The sequence below is a fragment of the [Clostridium] polysaccharolyticum genome (assembly GCF_900111595.1).
GTDB classification, from domain to species: domain Bacteria; phylum Bacillota; class Clostridia; order Lachnospirales; family Lachnospiraceae; genus Clostridium_AI; species Clostridium_AI polysaccharolyticum.
The window spans coordinates 1-23452 of the sequence record NZ_FOHN01000030.1 but is presented as its reverse complement, the minus strand read 5'-3'; the positions used below and the strand labels follow the sequence as shown (position 1 = coordinate 23452).

General features: G+C 38.4%; 18 protein-coding genes, 2 tRNA genes, 1 rRNA gene and 1 riboswitch. All 21 genes read left to right on the top strand.

Annotation, left to right across the window (positions count from 1 at the left end; genetic code table 11):
* Window positions 1–16 precede the first annotated feature (16 nt).
* The gene (locus BMY85_RS13495) at window positions 17–475 is read left to right on the top strand and encodes a chemotaxis protein CheW (RefSeq protein ID WP_177180799.1); all 459 of its coding nucleotides are present in this window, start codon (window positions 17–19) and stop codon (window positions 473–475) included.
* A 188-nt stretch (window positions 476–663) separates the two neighbouring features.
* Window positions 664–1104, top strand: a complete 441-nt coding sequence (locus BMY85_RS13490) for an ACT domain-containing protein (RefSeq protein ID WP_092478793.1) — start codon at window positions 664–666, stop codon at window positions 1102–1104.
* A 15-nt stretch (window positions 1105–1119) separates the two neighbouring features.
* Window positions 1120–2334, top strand: a complete 1215-nt coding sequence (locus BMY85_RS13485; RefSeq protein WP_092478792.1) for a homoserine dehydrogenase — start codon at window positions 1120–1122, stop codon at window positions 2332–2334.
* A gap of 94 nt (window positions 2335–2428) precedes the next feature.
* Window positions 2429–3634, top strand: a complete 1206-nt coding sequence (locus BMY85_RS13480; protein WP_092478802.1) for a cofactor-independent phosphoglycerate mutase — start codon at window positions 2429–2431, stop codon at window positions 3632–3634.
* A gap of 25 nt (window positions 3635–3659) precedes the next feature.
* Window positions 3660–4871, top strand: a complete 1212-nt coding sequence (locus tag BMY85_RS13475) for an aspartate kinase (protein WP_092478791.1) — start codon at window positions 3660–3662, stop codon at window positions 4869–4871.
* Window positions 4872–5063: 192 nt separating this feature from the next.
* Window positions 5064–7205: a Tex family protein gene (locus BMY85_RS13470; RefSeq protein ID WP_092478790.1), complete on the top strand. Its 2142-nt coding sequence runs from the start codon at window positions 5064–5066 to the stop codon at window positions 7203–7205.
* 59 nt (window positions 7206–7264) lie between these two features.
* Window positions 7265–7378: riboswitch (FMN riboswitch) on the top strand.
* Between the two features lie 280 nt (window positions 7379–7658).
* Window positions 7659–8309, top strand: coding sequence for an ECF transporter S component (locus BMY85_RS13465; RefSeq protein ID WP_092478789.1), 651 nt, complete (start codon window positions 7659–7661; stop codon window positions 8307–8309).
* 237 nt (window positions 8310–8546) lie between these two features.
* Entirely contained in the window at window positions 8547–16133 is a 7587-nt protein-coding gene (locus BMY85_RS16115) for a cellulose binding domain-containing protein (protein ID WP_092478788.1), read from the top strand.
* Window positions 16134–16136: 3 nt separating this feature from the next.
* Complete coding sequence (locus tag BMY85_RS13455) at window positions 16137–16721, top strand: Imm26 family immunity protein (RefSeq protein WP_092478787.1); 585 nt, start codon at window positions 16137–16139, stop codon at window positions 16719–16721.
* 152 nt (window positions 16722–16873) lie between these two features.
* Window positions 16874–17374: a YcxB family protein gene (locus BMY85_RS13450; RefSeq protein WP_092478786.1), complete on the top strand. Its 501-nt coding sequence runs from the start codon at window positions 16874–16876 to the stop codon at window positions 17372–17374.
* A complete protein-coding gene (tsaE, locus tag BMY85_RS13445; protein WP_092478785.1) occupies window positions 17365–17808 on the top strand; it encodes a tRNA (adenosine(37)-N6)-threonylcarbamoyltransferase complex ATPase subunit type 1 TsaE in 444 nt (147 codons plus the stop codon). Before BMY85_RS13450 ends, tsaE begins: the two co-directional genes overlap by 10 nt.
* On the top strand, window positions 17805–18521 hold the full coding sequence (gene tsaB, locus BMY85_RS13440; protein ID WP_092478784.1) for a tRNA (adenosine(37)-N6)-threonylcarbamoyltransferase complex dimerization subunit type 1 TsaB: 717 nt from the start codon (window positions 17805–17807) through the stop codon (window positions 18519–18521). The genes tsaE and tsaB overlap by 4 nt, the downstream gene beginning before the upstream one ends.
* Before the next feature lie 10 nt (window positions 18522–18531).
* Window positions 18532–18987: a ribosomal protein S18-alanine N-acetyltransferase gene (rimI, locus tag BMY85_RS13435; protein WP_092478783.1), complete on the top strand. Its 456-nt coding sequence runs from the start codon at window positions 18532–18534 to the stop codon at window positions 18985–18987.
* 50 nt (window positions 18988–19037) lie between these two features.
* A complete protein-coding gene (locus BMY85_RS13430) occupies window positions 19038–19259 on the top strand; it encodes a hypothetical protein (protein WP_092478782.1) in 222 nt (73 codons plus the stop codon).
* Between the two features lie 141 nt (window positions 19260–19400).
* Window positions 19401–20309, top strand: coding sequence for a ribonuclease Z (locus BMY85_RS13425; protein WP_092478781.1), 909 nt, complete (start codon window positions 19401–19403; stop codon window positions 20307–20309).
* 20 nt (window positions 20310–20329) lie between these two features.
* Window positions 20330–20932, top strand: a complete 603-nt coding sequence (locus BMY85_RS13420; protein ID WP_092478780.1) for a DUF6715 family protein — start codon at window positions 20330–20332, stop codon at window positions 20930–20932.
* A 26-nt stretch (window positions 20933–20958) separates the two neighbouring features.
* Complete coding sequence (tsaD, locus tag BMY85_RS13415) at window positions 20959–21981, top strand: tRNA (adenosine(37)-N6)-threonylcarbamoyltransferase complex transferase subunit TsaD (RefSeq protein ID WP_092478779.1); 1023 nt, start codon at window positions 20959–20961, stop codon at window positions 21979–21981.
* A complete protein-coding gene (gene ispD / locus BMY85_RS13410) occupies window positions 21978–22685 on the top strand; it encodes a 2-C-methyl-D-erythritol 4-phosphate cytidylyltransferase (RefSeq protein WP_092478778.1) in 708 nt (235 codons plus the stop codon). The genes tsaD and ispD overlap by 4 nt, the downstream gene beginning before the upstream one ends.
* Before the next feature lie 207 nt (window positions 22686–22892).
* A tRNA-Ser gene (locus BMY85_RS13405) sits at window positions 22893–22978 on the top strand.
* Window positions 22979–23021: 43 nt separating this feature from the next.
* Window positions 23022–23110, top strand: a tRNA-Ser gene (locus BMY85_RS13400).
* 244 nt (window positions 23111–23354) lie between these two features.
* Window positions 23355–23452, top strand: a 16S ribosomal RNA gene (locus BMY85_RS13395); the annotation flags it as partial.

The following is a 23452-nucleotide window of genomic DNA, read 5'->3' as shown; positions in this document are numbered from 1 at the left end:
TAGAATGGAGGTAAGTATGGTGACGAAGCAGATTATTTTTAAAATTGGAACGGGAAGTTATGGAATTGATGTAAGCAAAGTTATGGGAATTGAAAAAGATATTCCTGTTGTAGAAATACCAAATGCACCAGATTGCATTAAAGGTATGATTAATCTACGTGGTGATGTTATTCCTGTATTTAGCTTACGTGATAAATTTCATATGCCAGCAGCTGAAAATCTTGAAACAAAAGAGTTAGTAATTGCTAAATCCAATGGAGTAGTGATTGCCATAGAAGTAGATCTGGTTGAAGAAATTGTAGAACTTGAAGATAGCAAGATAGGACCAGCACCAGTAATTATTAAGGCACAAGGTACAGAGTACATTGAGTCAGTGGCTCATGTAGAAAATAATCTGGTGCTGATAATAGACTTAGACGGCTTACTAGACGCAGGTCAGGCAAATACCTTGCAAGCTATCGTTGACAATCAGTAATTACAATTTATAAATAGTGTTGAAAAACCTTTATGTTCTGGGACTGTTTTGTTCTTTAACATGGAGGTTTTTCCTTTTGTTACTTGCATTATACTGTAAACTGTGATAAGATATCTTTCGTGGAAAAACAAGTGTATTTCCTATACATACACAAAATTTAACAGGTTGTTATTCAGGGGGGATGAGTAATGGAGAACAAGAAATACTTTTTAGTAAAAGAGAAAGCATTGCCAGAAGTTCTTTTGAAGGTGGTAGAGGCTAAGCGCCTGCTCGATTCAAAAAGTACCATTACCGTTCAAGAGGCAACAGACAAGGCAGGAATTAGTCGAAGTTCCTTTTATAAATATAAAGATGATATATTTCCTTTTCATGAAAATGCAAGAGGAAAAACGATAACGTTGATGTTGCAGATGGATGATGAGCCGGGGTTATTATCCGCTGTTTTGAATATAGTAGCAAATCATAAAGCTAATATTTTGACAATTCATCAAAGCATCCCGGTGAATGGAATCGCATTACTTACAATAAGTGTTGAGATTTCGCCACAAATCTTTGATGCTGAAATCATGATAGAAGAAATGGAATGCCTAAAAGGAATACATTCACTAAAGATATTAGCTAGAGAATAATTAAGGAGGCGCAATATGATAAATATTAGTGTTTTAGGTTATGGAACAGTTGGTTCTGGTGTTGTGGAAGTTCTTAACACAAATCAAGACAGCATTAACAAAAAAGCTGGCAATGAAATTAATGTGAAATATGTTTTGGATTTAAGAGATTTTGAAGGAGATCCGATTCAGAAAAAAGTAGTTCATGATTATAGTGTTATTGTAAACGATCCAGATGTCCAGATTATTGTAGAAACAATGGGAGGAACAAATCCAGCATACCAGTTTGTGAAAGAAGCTCTTGAAAAAGGAAAAAGCGTATGCACTTCTAATAAAGAACTTGTTGCAAAACATGGTGCAGAATTGTTACAGATTGCAAGAGAAAAGAAGGTAAATTTCCTTTTTGAAGCAAGTGTTGGAGGAGGCATTCCAATTATCAGGCCACTTAATCAGTCTTTAACAGCAGACGAAATTGAAGAGATTACTGGAATTTTAAATGGAACAACGAACTATATCTTAACAAAGATGAGTACAGAAGGTTCTGATTTTGAGACTGTATTAAAAGATGCACAGGCAAAGGGATATGCAGAGAGAAATCCTGAAGCAGATGTAGAAGGCTATGATGCCTGCAGGAAAATTGCTATTTTAACATCTTTAGCTTATGGGATGCAAGTAGACTATGAAGATATTTATACAGAAGGCATTACCAAGATAACAGATAAGGATATTAAATATGCAAAGGCATTAAATGCAAGCATTAAAATCTTTGGAACAAGTAAAAAATCTGGCGACAAAGTGTATGCAATGGTAGCACCTATGATGATAAATGATAAACACCCATTGTATAGTGTAAATGATGTATTCAATGGTATTTTTGTAAAAGGAAACCTTCTAGGAGATGTTATGTTCTATGGAAAAGGTGCTGGAAAACTTCCAACTGCAAGTGCAGTAGTTGCAGATGTAGTGGATGCAGCAAAACATTTAGGAACAAATATCATGACAATCTGGAGCAGTAAGAAGCTAGAGTTAGCTAGCATTGATGAAGCATCTCAAAAGTTCTTTGTTCGTTTGGAAGGTTCTAAAGAACAGAATGAGGCAAAAGTCAAAGAAGTGTTCGGAACTGTTACAGAAGTTAAAGCAGGATTTCAGGATGAATATGCATTTATTACACCAGAAATGAAGGAAAAAGCTTTCGGTGAGGCAGTAAATAAATTTGAAAATATGATATCTAGAATTCGAGTTGCATTTTAGTAAAGCAAAAAGCGTATATTAATCTGCACAGGATCTGGAGACAGGATAAAGAGTTCCCGTAGCCTGTGTAAAGATGCGCAGAAATGAGGGAAAAATGAAGTACGTAGTTGTATTGGGAGATGGCATGGCAGATGAACCTATTGAAGAGATAGGAAACAAAACCCCATTAGAGTATGCCAAAACCCCATGTATGGATGAATTATCAAAGAAAGCAAGAATCGGATTAGTACATACGATTCCTGACGGAATGAATCCAGGAAGTGATACAGCCAACTTAGCTGTAATTGGATACAACCCAAGAAAATATTATACAGGACGTTCTCCGTTGGAAGCATTGAGCATAGGTGTTGATATGAAGGATACAGATATTGCAATTCGCTGCAATATTGTAACGGTATCGGAGGATGATCTTCCTTATGAGCAGAAGACGATAATTGACCACAGTTCCAGCGAGATATCAACAGAAGATGCTGCTGTTTTATTAGAGGCAGTTCAAAAAGAACTTCAAAATGAAATGTTCCAGTATTATGTTGGAACAAGTTACCGCCATTTGCTTATATGGGATAAAGGAAAAGTGGCTGATTTAACGCCACCACATGATATACTAGGAAAAGTAATTAATGACTATCTTCCAAAAGAGAACTTATTAAAAGATATGATGAAGAAAAGTTATGACATTTTAAATGAGCATCCCCTAAATATAGAACGTGCCAAAAAAGGTTTAAATAAAGCGAATTCTATATGGTTCTGGGGAGCAGGCACAAAACCGGTATTAGATTCCTTTGAGGAAAAGACTGGGAAAACAGGCGTTATGATTTCAGCGGTAGATTTATTAAAAGGAATTGCCGTAGGTGCCGGACTGAAAAACATTGAGGTAAAAGGTGCTGATGGTACTCTTCATACCAATTATGAAGGAAAAGCACAGGCAGCAGTTGACGCATTAGTAAAAGAGGATTATGATTTTGCATATATACACGTAGAGGCTCCAGATGAGATGGGACACCAGGGAAGTTTAGAAAGAAAACTGCAGGCTATTGAATCCTTGGATTCCAAAGTGATTCGTGTGGTAAAAGAAGGACTGGAGAAGGCAGGAGCAGATTACCGTATGCTGATTATGCCAGATCATCCAACGCCAATTGCGATTCGTACCCATACATCTAATCCAGTTCCATATTTACTATATGATAGTACAAAAGAAGAAACACATGACTGGAATTATAATGAGAAGGATGCTAAACTTAGTGGTAACTATTTAGAAGAAGGGTATACTCTTCTTTCTGAATTTTTAGAAAATAGATAAGGAATGAACAAATTAGGAGGCAGCTATGTTAATAGTAAAGAAGTTCGGTGGTACATCTGTAGCCGATAAAGAGAGAATTTTTAATGTTGCCAGAAGATGTATTGATGAATACAGCAAAGGAAATGACGTTGTTGTTGTTTTGTCCGCAATGGGAAAACAGACAGATGTCCTTTTGGCACAGGCAAAGGATATTAATCCAAATGCATCAAAAAGAGAATTGGATATGCTTTTAACAACTGGAGAACAGACTTCAGTTGCACTGATGGCGATGGCGATGAATTCATTGGGAATTCCAGCAATTTCTTTGAATGCATTTCAGGTAGCAATGCATACAACTGCTGCATATGGCAATGCAAGACTGAAAAGAATAGATACAGATCGTATTAAAAATGAACTTGCAAACCGTAAAATAGTTATTGTTACAGGTTTCCAGGGAATTAACCAGTTTGATGATTATACAACCCTAGGCAGAGGCGGTTCCGATACAACTGCTGTTGCACTGGCAGCAGCTCTACATGCAGATGCCTGTGAAATTTACACAGACGTAGATGGTGTATTTACAGCAGACCCTCGTGTTGTTAAAAATGCAAGAAAGCTTGATGCAATCACATATGATGAAATGCTTGAACTTGCATCTTTAGGTGCTGGGGTACTTCATAACCGTTCTGTCGAAATGGCTAAGAAATATGGAGTACAGTTAGTAGTTCGCTCAAGTTTAAATACAACAGAAGGGACAGTTGTTAAGGAGGTAGTTAATATGGAAAAGATGTTAGTTAGTGGTGTAGCTTGCGATAAAAACACAGCACGTATTGCGGTAATTGGTTTGGAAGATCAGCCTGGAGTGGCATTTAAATTATTTAATCATTTAGCCAATCATAATATTAATGTAGATATTATTTTACAGTCCGTTGGACGTGATGGAACGAAGGATATTTCCTTTACCGTTGCAGAAGATGCAGCAGATGAAGCAGTTGAAATTATTAACAGACATAGAGAAGGCAGTTTAAAATGCCATGAAGTTGATGTTGAGAAAAACGTAGCAAAGGTTTCTGTAGTAGGTGCAGGGATGATGACAAATGCTGGTGTTGCAGCAAAAATGTTTGAAGCATTATATGATTGCGGCGTAAATATTAAACAGATTTCAACATCTGAAATTAGAGTAACAGTATTGATTGACGAAAAATATGTAGATGTTTCTATGAACGCTGTTCATGACGCATTTAGCTTAGGAAAATAAGCAATAATGCATGGGTACAATAGTGATGTTGTTCATGTATATCAGAATAGAATACAGAAAAAAGAAAGGCATTTGTTTCAATTTGAGGCAAATGTCTTTTTCTATTGTCATAGAAATGCAACTTCGATATAATGGTTAAAGAATAAAGAAGTTCTAACTAGACAGTTTAATTTAATAGAAAGAGGCGAAAAAATGGATATTTTAAAACAGATAAGTGAGGAATTGAATATAAAGCTTTGGCAAGCTGAAGCTACAGTGAAATTAATTGATGAGGGTAATACAATTCCATTTATCGCAAGATACCGTAAGGAACAGCACGGTTCATTAAATGACGAGCAGTTACGTAATTTAAGTGAAAGGCTTATGTATCTTAGAAATTTAGAAGATAAAAAGCAGCAGGTTTTAGCGAGTATTGAAGAACAGGGAAAACTGACAGAGGAATTAAAAAAACAGATTTTAGCAGCAAAAACACAAGTTGTGGTGGAAGATTTATATCGCCCATATCGGCCAAAACGACGTACAAGAGCAACGATTGCTAAGGAAAAAGGTTTAGAAGGTCTGGCTAACATTATTCGGATGCAGCTGACCAGTAAAACTGTAGAGGAAGAAGCAAAAGCATATTTATCAGAAGAAAAAGAGGTCAAGACCGTTCAGGAAGCAATACAAGGCGCTATGGATATTCTGGCAGAGAGTATTTCGGATGAGGCAGATTACCGTATGCATATCCGTAATATTACCGTAAAAGAAGGTTCTATTTCTTCAGAGGCCAAAAACAAAGAAGAAAAAACAGTTTATGAAATGTACTATGAGTACGAGGAACCTATTTCCAAAATCGCTGGACATCGTGTGCTAGCATTAAACCGAGGTGAGAAAGAAAAAATATTAACAGTAAAAATTAATGCACCAGAAGAGAAGATCCAGTTATATCTAGAGAAAAAGGTAATTGTAAAAGAAAACGCAAATACAGGTCAGATTTTAAAAGATACGATTGAGGACAGCTATAAAAGATTAATTGCTCCTGCAATAGAAAGAGAAATTCGTAATGACTTAACTGAAAAAGCAGAAGACGGAGCAATTAAAATATTTGGAAAAAATCTAGAACAGCTTCTTATGCAGCCGCCAATTACGGGACAAGTTGTTTTAGGCTGGGATCCGGCTTTTAGAACAGGCTGTAAACTGGCAGTTGTAGATGCTACAGGCAAAGTACTGGATACAGTTGTAGTGTATCCAACGGAACCACAGAATAAAATAGCAGAAACAAAAAAGATCGTAAAAGCATTAATTGATAAATATAATATTACTTTAATATCTGTTGGAAATGGAACCGCATCTCGTGAGTCAGAACGAGTAATTGTAGATATGTTAAAAGAGATAAATAAGCCAGTTCAGTATATTATTGTAAATGAAGCAGGAGCTAGCGTCTATTCAGCAAGCAAACTTGCAACCGAGGAGTTTCCAAATTTTGATGTAGGACAAAGAAGTGCTGCATCTATTGCAAGAAGGCTTCAGGATCCTCTTGCAGAACTTGTTAAGATTGATCCGAAATCCATAGGGGTAGGGCAGTATCAGCACGATATGAATCAGAAAAAATTAAGCGAAGCACTGTCTGGAGTTGTAGAAGGCTGTGTAAATCGTGTTGGTGTAGATTTAAATACTGCTTCCGCTTCCCTTTTAGAGTATATTTCAGGTATTACGAAGGTAATTGCCAAGAATATAGTTGCTTACAGAGAAGAAAACGGAAAATTTACAGAACGTAAACAGCTTCTGAAAGTAGCAAAACTAGGACCAAAAGCATTTGAACAGTGTGCTGGTTTTATGCGTATTACAGATGGCAAAAATCCATTGGATGCAACAAGTGTCCATCCAGAATCTTATGATGCTGCAAAAGCACTTTTAGAAAAGCTTGGATATCAATTAAACGATGTGAAAGGTGGAGTTACTGGCCTTAGCTTATTGGTTAAGAACAAAGAGAAACTTGCCAATGAACTTGAAATAGGAGAAATTACATTAGTGGATATTATTAAAGAACTAGAAAAGCCAGGACGTGATCCTCGTGATGAAATGCCAAAACCAATTCTTCGCACAGATGTACTTGAAATGAAAGACCTTGAACCGGGCATGGTGCTTAAAGGAACAGTGCGTAATGTAATCGACTTTGGTGCATTTGTGGATATCGGTGTACATCAGGATGGACTGGTGCATATTTCTGAATTATCTAGCAAGAGATTTGTAAAACATCCGTTAGATGTAGTGAGCGTTGGTGATATTGTTGAGGTAAAGGTTTTAAGCGTAGATTTACAGAAAAAGAGAATACAGCTTTCTATGAAGCTGTAAATAGAAGATAACTATTGACTTTTGCACAAAGAGAGCATAGAATAAAGAAAAAATAAATAGAAGTTCTTCAGGGCAGGGTGAAAATCCCGACCGGCGGTATAGTCCGCGAGCCGAAAGGCTGATTTGGTGCAATTCCAAAACCGACAGTAAAGTCTGGATGTGAGAAGAATGGAATGGATAAAATGATAAAAGAAAGAGGCCTTGAAGAGTGAAAGAAGAGGTCTCTTTTTTTATTTGATAGGAAAGTCCTCTGCGAGTCCTTCCCTATCAAATAAAAAGTGCCCTGAAAAAGAAGGGCACAGGATGCGCACAGATGGGTAAGGAAGATAGTCGCTAAAAGACAGCGACAGCTAAAAGACAGCGACACCCATCTGGCGCTGTTCAATCCATTTCAATTCCCATATGGAACAATCAATACAAGTGTAGAACTTCCATAAGGAGGATGTACTTAAAATGAGAGACAATATTTCAGCGAAAGTAAATGTAAGCGGCAATAACAATGTAACGATTGTTAATGCTGCAAAAGAAACGAAAGTATTTACGACAAGACAGATGGTTATAATTGCTATGTTTTCAGCATTGTCTTACGTACTTATGCTGATGCATTTGCCATTCAAATACTTAGATTTTTTGGAAGTTGAATTTAGCGATATTCCTGCAGTGGTGGCAGGATTAGCATACGGACCAGTCACTGCAGTAATGATAGAACTGATTAAGAATCTGATGAAAGTAATAACCGATACGACAACTGGTGGAGTAGGGGAATTTGCTAATTTTGTAATATCTTCGGCATTTATGATTACGGCATGTGGATTATTCCGGAAAACAAAAGGAAAGACATTGTTAAGCTTTGGGATAGGAACAATTGCAATGATTATTACAGGAGCATTAATGAATTATTTTATATTGCTTCCATTGTATGCTGGTTTTATGAAAGGAATGAAAAATGTAGTTGCACTTGGGCAAACAGTCATTCCAGCAATTGATAATGCAGCAAAGCTTGTTATAATTGGGATTTCACCTTTTAATTTATTCAAAGGAACATATGTTTCGGTTATTGGCTATTATATTTATAAGTTATTAAGAAGAACATTTCAGAATTAACTAATATTTCTATAAAATTTGAGATGCTTATGCAAGCATAATCCATATTGCATGACATCTCATTTTTTAATTGGCCAAAAACATTCTTTTGAGTGGAATTATCTAGCAAATATCCTTTCTTTGGAGATATCATTTATTTTTCTGAAAAAACTGTTTAATCACTATGGATTATACGATATAATAAAAATACAATAAGTCAGGTTCAGTATTACTTAATTTAGAAAAAGGAGGAATCCAATGAAAAGATTCTATGTGAAAAGAACCACAGCCAGAAAAATGCTGTGCCTGCTTTTATGCGTGGCAATTACCGTAACAGGCTTGCCGCTAAACTTAAAAGCAGCAGACACAGATACAAAGACCAAATTTGTAAAAGCAGAACCGCAAATATTTGTTCCAAGTGAAGGGGAAAAAGCGGACATTACCTTTAATCTGGAAAACAGGCATCCAGTGAATATTTACATAAAAGATGGAAAAAAAGTCATTGCAACCCTTGCAGAAAACAAAGTATACAAAGGCGGCTATGTGCCCCACAGGATTGTCTGGGACGGAAAGGACCAGAACGGAAATTCTGTAAGCAGTGGAACATACAAAGTCATTATAGAGCCAGCTGACAAATATAAAAAATACAAATCTATTACCAGTGTAACCGTTATCAGCGGGAATACACAGGAAATCTATATTGCACCCAATATCCAGTCAAATGAATATAAAGTCTACGGAAAAGGCGGCAAAAACCAAGGCATTAAGAATGTAACGCTGTCCTGTACAAAAGATGGAACAGAGGAAACTGTCAAGAATGCTGTAATTCAGGACAATCTCTGGTATGCCAAAGTAACCATGTCGGCATATAGTTTCTATGACCTGAAAGCCACGATCCAAAAGAAATCTGGAACCGCAACAGGCCATATTTTGGCAGCTATGCATACATTCCGTATAACCGACCGTCTGGAATATCTTGCATCTGCCTACTATGGAGATTATAAGAAAGATTCTGCCATCCGGAAAGACAATGGAATCTACGAAACCTATAAAAATAGCGGGGAACTGGTAGGCAAAAACCTTCTCATTATAAATCCTTCCCTTGTGGTCAAGCCAAAGCCAAAGTCAGACAATACAGAAGTTAGCCAGCATTTAGGCATAATTGACCAGCTGCAGCAGATCGCATCCATGAATCCCGCAAGTCTGACACTAGGTAACAATGTATATGAAACGGAAGATTTGCATCTGGATGGAGCCATGCCATTAACCTTGTCCAGAACCTATAATTCTAGGAGCACAAGCTTTCATGAATTTGGAATAAACTGGTCTGATTCCTGTACCTTTTTCCTGCAGGATATGGGAAATGCCATTACGATCCGTATGGAAGACGGCCATATGGAATACTACACTAGAAAGGGTGACGGTTCCTATGAGAAGCCAGAAGGACTAGCGAGGGAACTGAAAGCAAATACAGATGGAACCTATACCCTCACAATGGATGGAACTAGCATTTATGAATTTGCAGGAAATGGAAAACTAAAAGAAATCAGGGATCTCAATGGAAATGCCATACAATACAGTTACACCGATGGATTGCTGACAAAAGTGGAGAGCATCAGCGGTTTTCTTACATTCCATTATCAGAAAGATGGAAGGATAAAATCCATAAAAGACAGCGGAAACCGAGAAATCCAGTACAGCTATGCCAATGGGCTTTTAACCAGTTTTACAGATGCTAAAGGGAACAAAACGGCCTATGCCTATGACGCAGAAAACCGTTTAAACAAAGTAGTAAGTCCGGAAAAAGTTGTTCTGTACCAGACCGAGTACGACAGCCAGAACAGGGTGACAAGCCAGACTATACAGGGAAGCACCTATACATACCGTTATGATGACAAAAAAAGAATTATTGCCTGTACAGAACCCAATGGCAACACCATGAAGTTTCATTATACAGAAGATTACCGGATTGAATCCGAAGAATATGCAGACGGAACCATAACTTACTACTATGATGAAAAAAGCAATAAAACAAAGGCAAAACCTGCTTCTTTAGGGTTGGGCAAAAATGTAAAACTGCTGGAAACAAAACCAGGTATTCTGGAACTGAAAACCTATAACAGGAATACCTGCACTGGCGATCAGGAAAACAATACCCTGTATCCTCAGTTCCATATCACCAATACCAGCAAAAAGAAGATTGAACTAGAAGATCTGACCTTACGCTACTATTTTACCATTGATGGGGAAAGAGCATTAAACTTCTTCTGTGACCATGCGGCAGTCTGTGATTCCAATAAAATTTCAATCAGCAGCCTGACAGGAAAATTTATAAAATTAGATAATCCTGTAAAAGGAGTAGACTGTTACATGGAAATAGGGTTCCAGAAGGAAGCAGGAAACTTAGAAAGCAATCAATATATAGATTTTCATACCAGAATCGGAAAAGATAACTGGACTATATTTAAACCAGGGGATGATTATTCCCAGAATCTTGCACCGAGACTTTCCTGTTTTGATGGTGTGGATGTATTTTACAAAGGAAATCTGGTATGGGGAAAGGGAGAAATTGACGGAACAGGAACCCTTATAAAAAGCCAGAAAACTTCCCATACAGGCAATACATCCAACAGGCAGGCCGATCAGAGTATCAGAGAAAACCATCCAGATGTATATACAGGAAGTTATGAAGAAGACATGGTTCCAAAAGGAATCAATCGGCTGAAACTAAAGATGTATAATGCAGAAAACGGTAACACCTGTGGAACTACAATCCACCCAATGATGAAAGTAGTAAATCTGGGTGAAAACATGACAGCCCTAAAAGACGTAACCATACGGTATTACTATACAGCAGACGGAGAAGAGCCACAGAACTTCTGGTGCGACTGGTCAGAAATCGGAGCTGGGAATGTAACTGGAACTTTCCATAAGCTGGACAAGCCATATGAGGGTGCCGATACCTGTCTGGAAATTGGATTTTCCAAAGAAGCCGGTTATCTGGATATCGGAGGAGCTGTAACCCTTCATGTCAGGGCAGCCAAAAAGGACTGGAGCAGCTACGACCTGACCAATGATTATTCCGCTAACTCAGGGCATGCATACATAGACTGGAAAAAAGCAGAAGTGTATGTGGACGGTGTAAAAGTATGGGGAGAAGACTGTCCGGAAGAAGAGGAAAAAGCAGAATCCGAACAGATGGACTATGCAGATGATACCTGTACGCCAGTCCGTGTCCAGATGTATAACCGAAGTAGAAAGAACCGGAGCAATGAAATTTCACCAAAATTCCGTCTGTACAACACAAGCGAAGAACCCATTCGTCTGTCTGACCTTCGCTTAAATTATTTTTATACAGCAGATGGTCCGGAAAATCAGATTTTCGAACCAGACTGGGCAGGAATTGGAAATGAGTTCCAGTCTATCATAGACAGAAAGGAAATAACCTGCCAGTTTACAGAAGTCAACGAAACCAATCTGGAAACAAAGTGCATTGCAGACATTGGATTTGCTAGAGATGATCGGAGCATACAGCCAGGAGAATACTTGGAACTGCATGTGCGTATCCACAGGGAAAACTGGACCGACTACGTACAGGCAAACGATTTTTCCATGAATCCAGACAGCATAGACTACGAAGACTGGAACCAGATAGCGGTATTCCTGAAAGACCGCTGGGTGTACGGAAGGATTCCGCTATCCCTAGCAGAAAGCATTGATCCAGATCCACAGGAAGACGAAGAACCTCAGTATCTGTCCCTGTCCAGAGAATCTTATACCAGATCCACAGACAAAGCAGGAAATGAAACGGAATACAAGTACGATGCCAATGGAAACCTGCTTTCCACAACGGATGCTTTGGGAAATGTCACAGTCAATACGTATAATGAACGTGGACAGATAACATCTACAACGGATGCCCTTGGCAGCACCACTACCTACACCTACGACAAAAATGGAAATCAAACCAAAGAAACCGATGCCCTTGGCAATGTCACCACCTACATCTATAACAAAAAAGGCTGGCTGACCAAAACCGTCATGCCAGACGGTACAACCGAAACCAGAACCTACGATGCCAGAGGAAACAACAAAACCATCACAGATGGCATCGGAAACACCGTCACTTACAAGTACAATGCATTAAACCAGACCACCTCTATAACGGATGCCAACGGTGGAACTACCAAGTATGCCTATGACAAAAACGGAAATCTGACTAAGACAACGGATGCCTTAGGCTTTACAGAAAAAACAGCCTATAACAAGGATGGCAAGGTTACCAAAGAGACAGATAAAAACGGAAATGTGACTGCCTACATCTATAACAAAACAACTGGATACCAAAGTCAGATGATTCGTGCATCTGGAGGTAAAGAAACCTATGCTTATGACAAAATGGGCAACCAGACCAGAATCACAGCACCAGACGGAGGCATAACCAGATATACCTATGATGCCTTAGGCAGACTGGAAAGCGAAACCGATGCCAACGGCGGGAAGAAAACCTATGCATACGATAAAAACGGAAACATTCTAAAAGAAACGGATGAACTTGGGAATGCCACCACGTATACCTACGACAAACTGGGGCAGGTTCTGACAAAAACCGATGCATCCGGAAGCACTGCCACCTATACTTACGATGCCTTAGGAAGAACATTGACGGAAACAGACGGAAATGGAGGCGTGACAAAGTATGTCTATGACAAACTGGGCAGACTGATTAAAACTATCGATGCCAACAAAGCCGTAACGAAAACCGCTTATAACAAGGCAGGACTGGAATCCAGTGAAACCGATGCATTGGGATATAAGATATCCTTCCAGTATGATAAAGCAGGAAGAAAAATAAAGGAAACAGATGCCTTAGGCAATAGCACTCGCTGGCAGTACGACCAAAACGGAAATATCACCAATGTAACCGATGCCAATGGGAACACTACAGCCTATACCTATGACAAAGAAAATCAGATTCTGACAGCCACTGACGCTAATGGCAGTACCATCACCTATACCTATGACGGCAATGGCAACGTCTTGACTGAAACTGATGCTAGTGGCAACAGCACCACCTACCAATATGATGCCATGGGCAACCAGACTGCCATCACCAATGCACTAGGGAAAACCGTAAAAAATGAGTACAATACAAGCGGACTCCTGATAAGCACAACCGATGCCAGTGGCAACAGTACCACTTATGCCTATGACAAAAACGGAAATGTAACAAGCACAACCGACAGTCTGGGAGCAACTACCACTTGCACCTACGACAAGGCAGACCAGTTACTGACAAAAACAGATGCTCTAGGCGGAAAGACTAGCTACATCTACGACAAACGAGGAAATGTCTGGCAGAAAACCGATGCCAACGGCAACAGAACGAAGTATGCCTATAACAAGGCAAACAATCTGACAAAAGTAACCGATGCACTTGGAGCTGTCACAGCCTATACTTATGACAAAAAAGGAAATCTGACAAAGCAGGTGCAGAAAGGAAATTCATCCAGTGAAGACCAGATCACAGCTTACGCTTACGACAAGAACGGACAGCTGACAAAAGTAACCGATGCAGAGGGCAGAACCATTACGTATGCTTATGATGCAGAAGGCAGACTTATAAAAGAAACTGGAAAAGACGAGAAAACAACTATCTATCAATATGACAAGGCAGGCAACCTGTTAAAGACCATTTATCCAGACGGCAAAACCGTAAGCTGGACCTACACCGCCACCGACCAGCCAAAAACCATGACAGACTGGAACGGAACCACCACCTATGAATACGACAAAAATGGAAATCTAATAAAAGCAATTGATGCCAAAAAGCAGACCATCCAGTATACCTGGACAAAACTGGGGCAGAAGAAAACCATTACCTATCCAGACAAAACAAAAGTTCAATATACCTATGATGCAAAAGGAAACATTACCAAAACAGCCGATACCCAAAAAGGTATCACTACCTACACTTACGATGCAGAAAATCACCTGAAAACAAAAAAACTTCCAAACGGGGCAAAATCCACTTACACCTATGATAAAAACGGACAGCTAACAAAACGGGTGGAATCGGGAACTGGAAATCAGGAGACATACCACTATGCCTACGACAAAAACGGAAACCGCATACAGGAAACCAGAATATCCGAAGGAACAACCGAAACTGCACACTACACCTATGATGCACTGGACCAGTTGACAGGTGCCACTGACAGGAACGGAACCAGAACCTATGTCTTTGATGTCTTCCATAATCGTATCCAGAAAAAGGAAACTGGCAAAGACACCATCTGGTATACCTATAACCGCTTAAATGAGCTTATAGAGACCAGACAGGGATCAGACCATGTCACCTATGCCTATGACAGCAGGGGAAATCAGACTGAAGTCAGAGAAAACGGGGAAGTAAAAAAGACATATACTTTTGATTTCGCAGGCAAAATGTCCAAGGCAGTTATCAGACAAAAAGACAAAACCATAACCGATCAGTACACCTATGACGGGGAAGGAAACCGCATCCAGACAAAGACCGAAACCAACGGAAAGACAACTGGCAATACAGTCTATGCAGTCGACTGGGAATCTTCATGCCACAACATCATACAGGCAAAAGACACCATAAGCGGTAAAACCTCTGTTTTCACATTTGCAAGAGACGAAGCCGTTAGTGTTGAAATTGGTGGAAAGATAAGCTATTATAGAACCGATGAGAAACACAGCGTGACAGAAATATTGTCCAGTACAGGAAAGAGCGGAGCGACAATTGCCTATGATGAGTATGGCAATCCAGAATATCCAGAAGCAGTAAACACATCTGGAAATCTTTTTGGTTATACAGGACATGCATACGAAGAAACTACAGGACTGTACTATGCCAAGGCAAGATACTATGATGCAGAGAACGGAAGATTCTTAAGTGTGGACTGCTATCAGGGAGATACACAGAATCCTGCAAGCCTGAATTCCTACATTTATGTGCAGAACAATCCACACAAATACATAGATCCAAGCGGACATATAGCAGTAGCAACCATAGCCAAGATGGGAACAGGCGCACTGTTTGACATGGGAATGCAGATCGTAGCAAATTATTTCTTTAACAGCAAAACTGCAGGAAATTTCAAGGAATCCTTCAGCAAGGTAAACTGGTGGCAGGCAACACGATCAGGAGTAGAGAGCCTGTTCCATTTTAAGAGCAAGACACTGACCGCCGCCATTACAGGATTTGGGGATGTCATCATCAATTGGATGAAGCAGGGAAAGAAATACAGCTGTGAAAAAGCCCTGAAAGACTTTGCCGTTGGATTCCTAAGCGACCTTGCCGCAAGATATGTCTGCAAGTTTGGAGCAAAAGCCGTTGCCAAGGGCATGGACAAGATGGGAGTCAGTCATGCAAGGATCAAGAAGCTGACAGGGATTGATCTGTCTGGCGGAAGAAAGGTTGCCAAGATAACAAGAAATAAAAGCGTACGCAGGGTAACTATTTCCAATGGAGTTTCTATAAAGGAAAGTGGAAAAGCAGGTTTTGAAAATTGGCTGAATAAAGGAGCTGCTAATAATAAAGTGTATTTTGGAATAAAAGGAGGAAAAGCTGTTTACACGGGAATTACAAAACAGACCATTGATTTGAGGTTATATCAACATAATAAAAATGGCAAAGGTTTTTCTAGACTTAGAATACAGCATAGCAATTTAACTCGAAATCAAGCCAGAGCAATAGAACAATATTATATAGAGCATGGACCAAATAAAATGAACAAGATTAATAGTATAGGAAAGAATAACAAATACTATAAAGATGCAATGAAATGGGCAAAAAAATATTTAGGAGTGAAGTAAAATATGATAGATTTAAAAGATATCAATAATAATATTATCTCGAACCGTTGGGAGGAACGGTATAAAAAGCAGCCAAAAGAAATAAAAGAAAAACTGGATAAGCTGGATAATGCAGATATAGCAGACTACCAGTTGAAGGTAATAAAGAGAAAGCGAGCATATCCTCAGATTGGAGATATATTTAAAATCAATCCGAAGGATGAAATATTTTATTACGGAATTGTGGTAAATAATCATATTAGTAACATCAATGGAGATGAACAGTTGCTTATTATGATATTTCAAAAAGATGTAGAGATACGTGAAAGTATCAAAAAAGGGGTAAGAAACGAGGATTTGCTATTACCGCCCCAGATTGTAGGAAAAGAATATTGGACAAGAGGATATTTCTATAATATAGATCATTATGACGAAATATTTCATATGGACAATTATGGATTTTATTGCATATTTGACAGAAAATTTTTTGATGAGTATGGAAATGAGCTATCTACAGAACCAGAATTATTAGGAACATATGGAGTAGATACAATTTATGGAATAGCAATGGAAATGAATCAGGAAATGATTATTGCTGGCATCATATAGTTGCTTCTGGATGCAGTAGTCTTTATTGGGTTACTGCATTGAAGTGAAATCCAATTATACAGCTTGTTTTTTTATTTGAATTTGTTATAATTCTTAGTATAGGTAATACAATAGGGGTTAGAATTGTATTATTGGAAAGAAGAGGTATTTCGGTGAAAGAAGTAAGGTTAAGCATAAAGATTACGTCTGGAGATATGCATCATTTTCTAGTGCAGCAGAATTATAGGAGTTTTTCTGGATTATTCGGTGTGTTTTGCAGTACAATAGCAACAGTTTATCTGCTTTTTACATTTCAGTCTAATCCAACAAGCTCAAATGTAATTTTAGCATTAATCGGTGCATTGTTCCTAGTCGTGCAGCCAATTCAGCTGAAGCTGTCCTCAGTTCAGAAAGTTCAGCTGGTTCCAATGTTTCAGGAACCATTATTATATACCTTGAACGATGAGGGAATAAAAATTCAACAGAAGGAAGAAGAAGCACAAATAACATGGGATGATGTGAGTAAGGTAAAGGAATCTGGGAAAAGCATTTTTGTTTATACATCTCCTTTGAGTGCATTTATTTTTCCTAAGAATCAATATGATAATCAAGTTGAAGAAGTAAAACAAATTATAAAAGAGCATGTGAAAGAAGAAAAATGCAAATGGAAGTAAAGTTAGAATATGACAGCTTGTCAGCAGAAGAAACATTTTCTATTGGAAAAGAACTAGGCAAGATGTGTAAGCCTGGTGATATATATTGCCTGCTTGGAGATTTAGGGGTAGGGAAAACAGTATTTACGCAAGGCTTTGCAAAAGGATTAGGCATAGAGGAGCCTGTGAATAGTCCCACCTTTACCATTATTCAAGTGTACGAAGATGGTCGTATTCCTTTTTATCATTTTGATGTATACCGTATTGGTGATATTGAAGAAATGGATGAGTTAGGCTATGAAGATTATTTCTTTGGACAAGGTGTATGCCTGATAGAATGGGCGAATCTGATTACGGAATTGCTGCCAGATAAGGTGAAAGTAATAACTATACAAAAGCAGGTGGAAAAAGGTTTTGATTATAGGCGTATCACATTGGAGGAAAAGACGTTATGAATATATTAGCAATAGATAGTTCGGGCTTAGTTGCTTCGGTGGCTATCTTAAGAGATGATGTATTAGCAGGTGAATATACCATCAACTATAAGAAAACCCATTCTCAGACATTGCTGCCCATGTTAGATGAAGTAGTAAAAATGATAGAATTTGATTTGAATTCCCTAGATGCCATAGCAGTAGCTGCTGGACCTGGTTCTTTTACAGGACTTCGTATCGGAAGTGCTACGGCGAAAGGGTTAGGGCTTGCTTTAGGAAAGCCTGTCATCTCTGTTTCAACAGTGGAAGGTTTGGCTTTCAACCTTTACCGCGTTAAAGGGGTGATATGTCCGATTATGGATGCTAGAAGAAACCAGGTTTATACTGGTGTATACAAATATGAAGAAAATGACATGGTGACAGTTATGGAACCATGTGCAATTTCTATAGATGAACTAATAGGACAGTTAGAAAAACTGGACGAAAATGTTGTCTTTACAGGTGATGGAATACCTGTGTTTGAAGAAGTATTAAGAGAAAAGCTGGGGGAGAAGTGCAGTTTTGTTCCAGCTCATTTTGCAAGACAGCGAGCAGGTGCTATTGCTGCTTTGGGCGTAAAATACTTCAAAGAAGGCAAAACAGAATCTGCAGCAGAACACAAACCGATATACTTACGTTTGTCACAAGCTGAAAGAGAACTTCAAGAGAAACAATCAAAACAGGCCAAAGAATAGGTGGGGATATATGAACATTCGTTTAATGGTAGAAGAGGATGTAGATAGCGTTTCGCAGATAGAGGAACAATTATTCTCTAAACCGTGGACAAAACAGGATTTTATGAATTCCATGTCAGACCGTCACAATATTTACGTTGTTGCAGAAAATGAGCAGCATGAAATTGTAGGCTATTGTGGCATATGGGGAGTATTAGATGAGGGGCAGATTACAAATGTGGCAGTTCGTTCTTCTGAACAGGGAAAAGGCATTGGATACAGGATGCTGGAAGAATTGCTTGCAATAGGAAAGAATGAGGGACTATCACAGTTCACGCTGGAAGTCAGAGTAAGTAATGAAAAGGCAATACGGCTATATCAAAAACTTGGATTTGAAGAGGAAGGAATTCGGAAGAACTTCTATGACAAGCCAGTTGAAGATGGAATCATCATGTGGTTAAGGGAGCCGGAAGAACTGGAAGGATAAACTTTCGGATTAGGAAAAAAGGACGTAATGTTCCGTAGGAGGGATAAGCTATGGCAGTTGAAAAAATCTTTTGCAATGTATGTGGACAGGAAATTGAGATTAAAGACGGAATATTAAAGAAGGATCTTTTTGAAGTTACGAAAGAATGGGGCTTTTTTTCTAACAAGGACTTAGAAATTCATAAGTTTGCTATGTGTGAAGCTTGTTATGACAAGTTAATTGAATCATTTAAGATTCCAGTTCAAATTATAAGAAAAACGGAAATACTTTAAAGAGGAAGCATTGCTTCTTCTTTTTTTGATTTGGAGAAAATGCATACACATAGGTAAGAATTGAATAAAATTTATTTCTATGGTAATATGTTAAAGTATGTTCGGTGTATTCGGAAGAATCACATAAGAAAGGAAAAAAATATGCTAGATATATGTTTGCTAGGAACAGGCGGTATGATGCCTTTGCCAAAACGTAGACTGACAGCTTTCATGGCAAGATTGAATGGCAGCAGTATTCTGATAGATTGTGGAGAAGGTACACAAGTCGCAATCAAAGAAAAAGGATGGAGCTTTCATGATATAGATGCAATATGTTTTACGCATTATCATGCAGATCACATTAGCGGACTGCCTGGACTTCTTCTATCCATGGGAAATGCAGACAGAACAGAACCTGTACACATGTATGGTCCAAAAGGGTTAGAAAGAGTAGTAAATGCATTAAGAGTAATTGCACCAGAACTTCCATTTACGCTAGTGTTCCATGAATTTCAGGAAACGGAAGGAACATTTGAGATAAATGGTTATCTGATAGATTACTATCGTGTGAATCATAATGTAACCTGTTATGGTTATACAGTTAATGTGCCTAGAGCTGGCAAGTTTATGCCAGAAAAAGCTTCGCAAAACCGGGTACCTCAAAAAGCATGGAGCAGGCTTCAAAAAGGAGAGACTGTGGAAATGGACGGAAAGGTTTATACTACCGACATGATTCTTGGTCCGCCAAGAAGAGGTATTAAAGTTACGTACTGTACAGACACAAGACCAGTTCCAGTCATTATTGAAAAGGCCCAAAATGCCGATATATTTATATGTGAGGGCATGTACGGTGAAAAGGAAAAAGAAAATAAAGCAAAAGAGTATAAGCATATGACTTTTTACGAAGCTGCTAGTCTGGCAAAGGAAGCGCAAGTAAATCAGTTATGGTTAACTCATTATAGTCCGTCATTAGTTCGCCCAGAGGAATATTTAGACGCTGTAAAACAGATATTTGCCAATACAGTGATCACCAAAGACAAACGAAGCATGACTTTGGAGTTTAAAGAATAAAAAATATGGAGGTGGACCATATGGCTGATGAAAAAAAACATAAACAAAGGATTAACGGAAAGAGCATTGTTTTGGTTATTCTTCTTTTCGCAGTAATACTAGGTTTTTATATGAGCACCTCAGGTGGAAAGAAAAATGAAAAAAAAGACGACGAGTTTACTATTTTAAAAGAGAAAAACATTGAGGATTCCTATCCAGAAACACCTAGAGAAGTAGTAAAGCTTTATGGCAGGATTGTAAAATGTATCTATGGAAAGGATATGACATCTGATAAGGTGGAAGCATTAGTAAATCAGTTAAGAGTCCTGTTTGATGAAGAACTGCTGGAAGAAAATCCTCTTGAAATGCAGCTTCAGGCACTGGATTATGATTTAAAGAATTTCTATGAAAATAAGGAAGTTATTTTTAATTATGAAGTAAACAAGAATTCTCTTGTAACTGGTAAAGTAGACGGGATTGAATCGGCAACAGTAGAACTGAGTTTTTCTTTAAGAAAAGATAAGGAATATGCAAGAAGTAAAGAACTGTTTTTATTACGTCAGGATAGTGATGGAAAATGGAAAATAGTTGGCTGGCAGCTGATAAAAAAAGAAGATAAAAGCAAGTCGGCAAAAGAAAAATAGACATAAACAGATAGAAGGTTATCAGAATGAAAGATGATATTTTAATATTGGGAATTGAATCCTCCTGTGATGAAACAGCAGCAGCCGTTGTGAAAAATGGAAGGACTGTATTATCTAATGTGATTTCATCCCAAATTGAGCTTCACAAGTTGTATGGTGGAGTTGTTCCGGAAATTGCTTCCCGTAAGCATATTGAAAAAGTAAATCAGGTAATAGAATCGTCACTGGAAGAAGCAGATGTTACATTAAATGATATAGATGCAATAGCAGTAACATATGGACCTGGGTTAGTGGGTGCACTTTTAGTAGGCGTAGCTGAGGCAAAAGCGATTAGTTATGCAACAAATAAACCACTGGTGGGGGTTCATCACATAGAAGGGCATGTATCCGCTAATTATATTGAACATCCAGATCTGGAGCCACCATTTCTTTGTCTAATTGTGTCAGGAGGCCATACACATTTAGTTATGGTAAAGGATTATGGAAAGTATCAGATTATTGGCCGAACCAGAGATGATGCGGCAGGTGAAGCATTTGATAAGGTAGCACGAGCAATAGGATTAGGGTATCCAGGTGGTCCTAAGATTGACAAGTTATCAAAAGAGGGAAATTCCAAAGCTATTACATTTCCACAAGGCCATATAGCAGATGCACCATATGATTTTAGCTTTAGTGGTGTAAAATCTGCAGTTCTTAATCATATCAATTCATGTAAAATGAAAGGGATACAGATTAACTCTGCAGATATTGCGGCATCATTCCAGGAATCTGTTGTAGATGTTCTAGCCAAAAGAACTGTATTAGCAGCAAAAAATCTTGGTGTGAGCAAAATAGCATTAGCTGGCGGTGTAGCTTCGAATCAGGGGTTGCGTGCAAAAATGGATAAGGTGTGCCAAAAGAATAATTTCTCATTGTATTATCCATCACCTATATTCTGTACAGATAATGCTGCAATGATAGGGGCGGCCGGATACTATGAATTTATAAATGGAACAAGACATGGTCTTGATTTGAATGCAATCCCAAATCTAAAGATAGGACAGCGATGAAGATGCAGAGAATTAAGAATACAGCTATTATTCTGGCAGCTGGTCAAGGAAAACGAATGAATAGTACAGTGCCTAAACAGTATTTGCTATTAAAAGAGAAGCCTGTTCTTTTTTATAGTCTTGATATATTTCAAAGAAACCAGCAGATTGATGATATTATTCTTGTTGTTGGGCAAGAACAAATTGATTATTGTAAAAGAGAACTGGTAGATAAGTATGGCTTCTCTAAGGTATCTAAAATTATAGAGGGTGGAAAGGAGAGATATTTATCTGTTTTATGTGGTATAAAAGAAGCAGAAAATGCAGATTATATCCTTGTACATGATGGCGCAAGGCCGTTTGTAACACAAGAGATCGTAGAACGTACACTTGAATCGGCAATCTGTTTTGGGACAGGTATAGCAGGAGTTCCAGTAAAAGACACTATTAAACTTTGTGATGAGAAAGGGTTTGTAACGCATACTCCTAATCGAAATTTTGTTTGGGCTATTCAAACTCCGCAAGTATTTCGGGCAGATATTTTAGCAGAAGCATATGAGAAACTCATGCTATCAAATCAAAGCGATATTACAGACGACGCAATGGTTGTAGAAAGAATGCTTGATAGAAAGGTTAAACTTGTACTGGGGGATTATAAAAATATAAAAATTACTACGCCTGAAGATTTAGAGACAGGTGAATTCTATATGTTGAAAATGCTGTAATCAAGGTGGCATTTTGCCGTTTAAAGAAAAGATAAATATTTCTGAAAAAAGCGTTGACAATATAAAAAGATGGTGTTAAAATATGTTCTGTCGCTGTAATGATTTAGCGATATGCATCAGAATATATCGAACAAGAGGTTGGAAAATAAAATTAAAAAACTTCTTGACAAAACAAATGAAATTATGTTATAATAGTTGAGCATTTGTGGAGAGGTGTCCGAGTGGTTTAAGGAGCCGGTCTTGAAAACCGGTGACTCCGAAAGGGGCCGTGGGTTCGAATCCCACCTTCTCCGTTTAATATTGTATTAATGTCAGCTGACTTAATGCGAAAGCATTGGAGAAGTACCCAAGTGGCTGAAGGGGCTCCCCTGGAAAGGGAGTAGGTCGTTAATAGCGGCGCGAGGGTTCAAATCCCTCCTTCTCCGTTCGTTGGAAACAAATTAAAAAAGCTGTTGACAACGTGTAAATGATATGATAAAATGACGAAGCTAATTTGTAAGCGAAGAACATTGATAACTGAACAGTGAAACAACCTTGAAAATTCAGAGAATAAATCTGTTCCAAGACTCTGGTTTTGGAATGCGAACAGCATCTGAGAAGATGCACCTGTATAGTAAATGAATTCTGGAAACAAAAAGCCAAGCTTTTCGTTCTGGAAGGATACAGACTTTTATTGAGAGTTTGATCCTGGCTCAGGATGAACGCTGGCGGCGTGCCTAACACATGCAAGTCGAACGAAGCACCTGAATGGATTCCTCCGGGAGGAA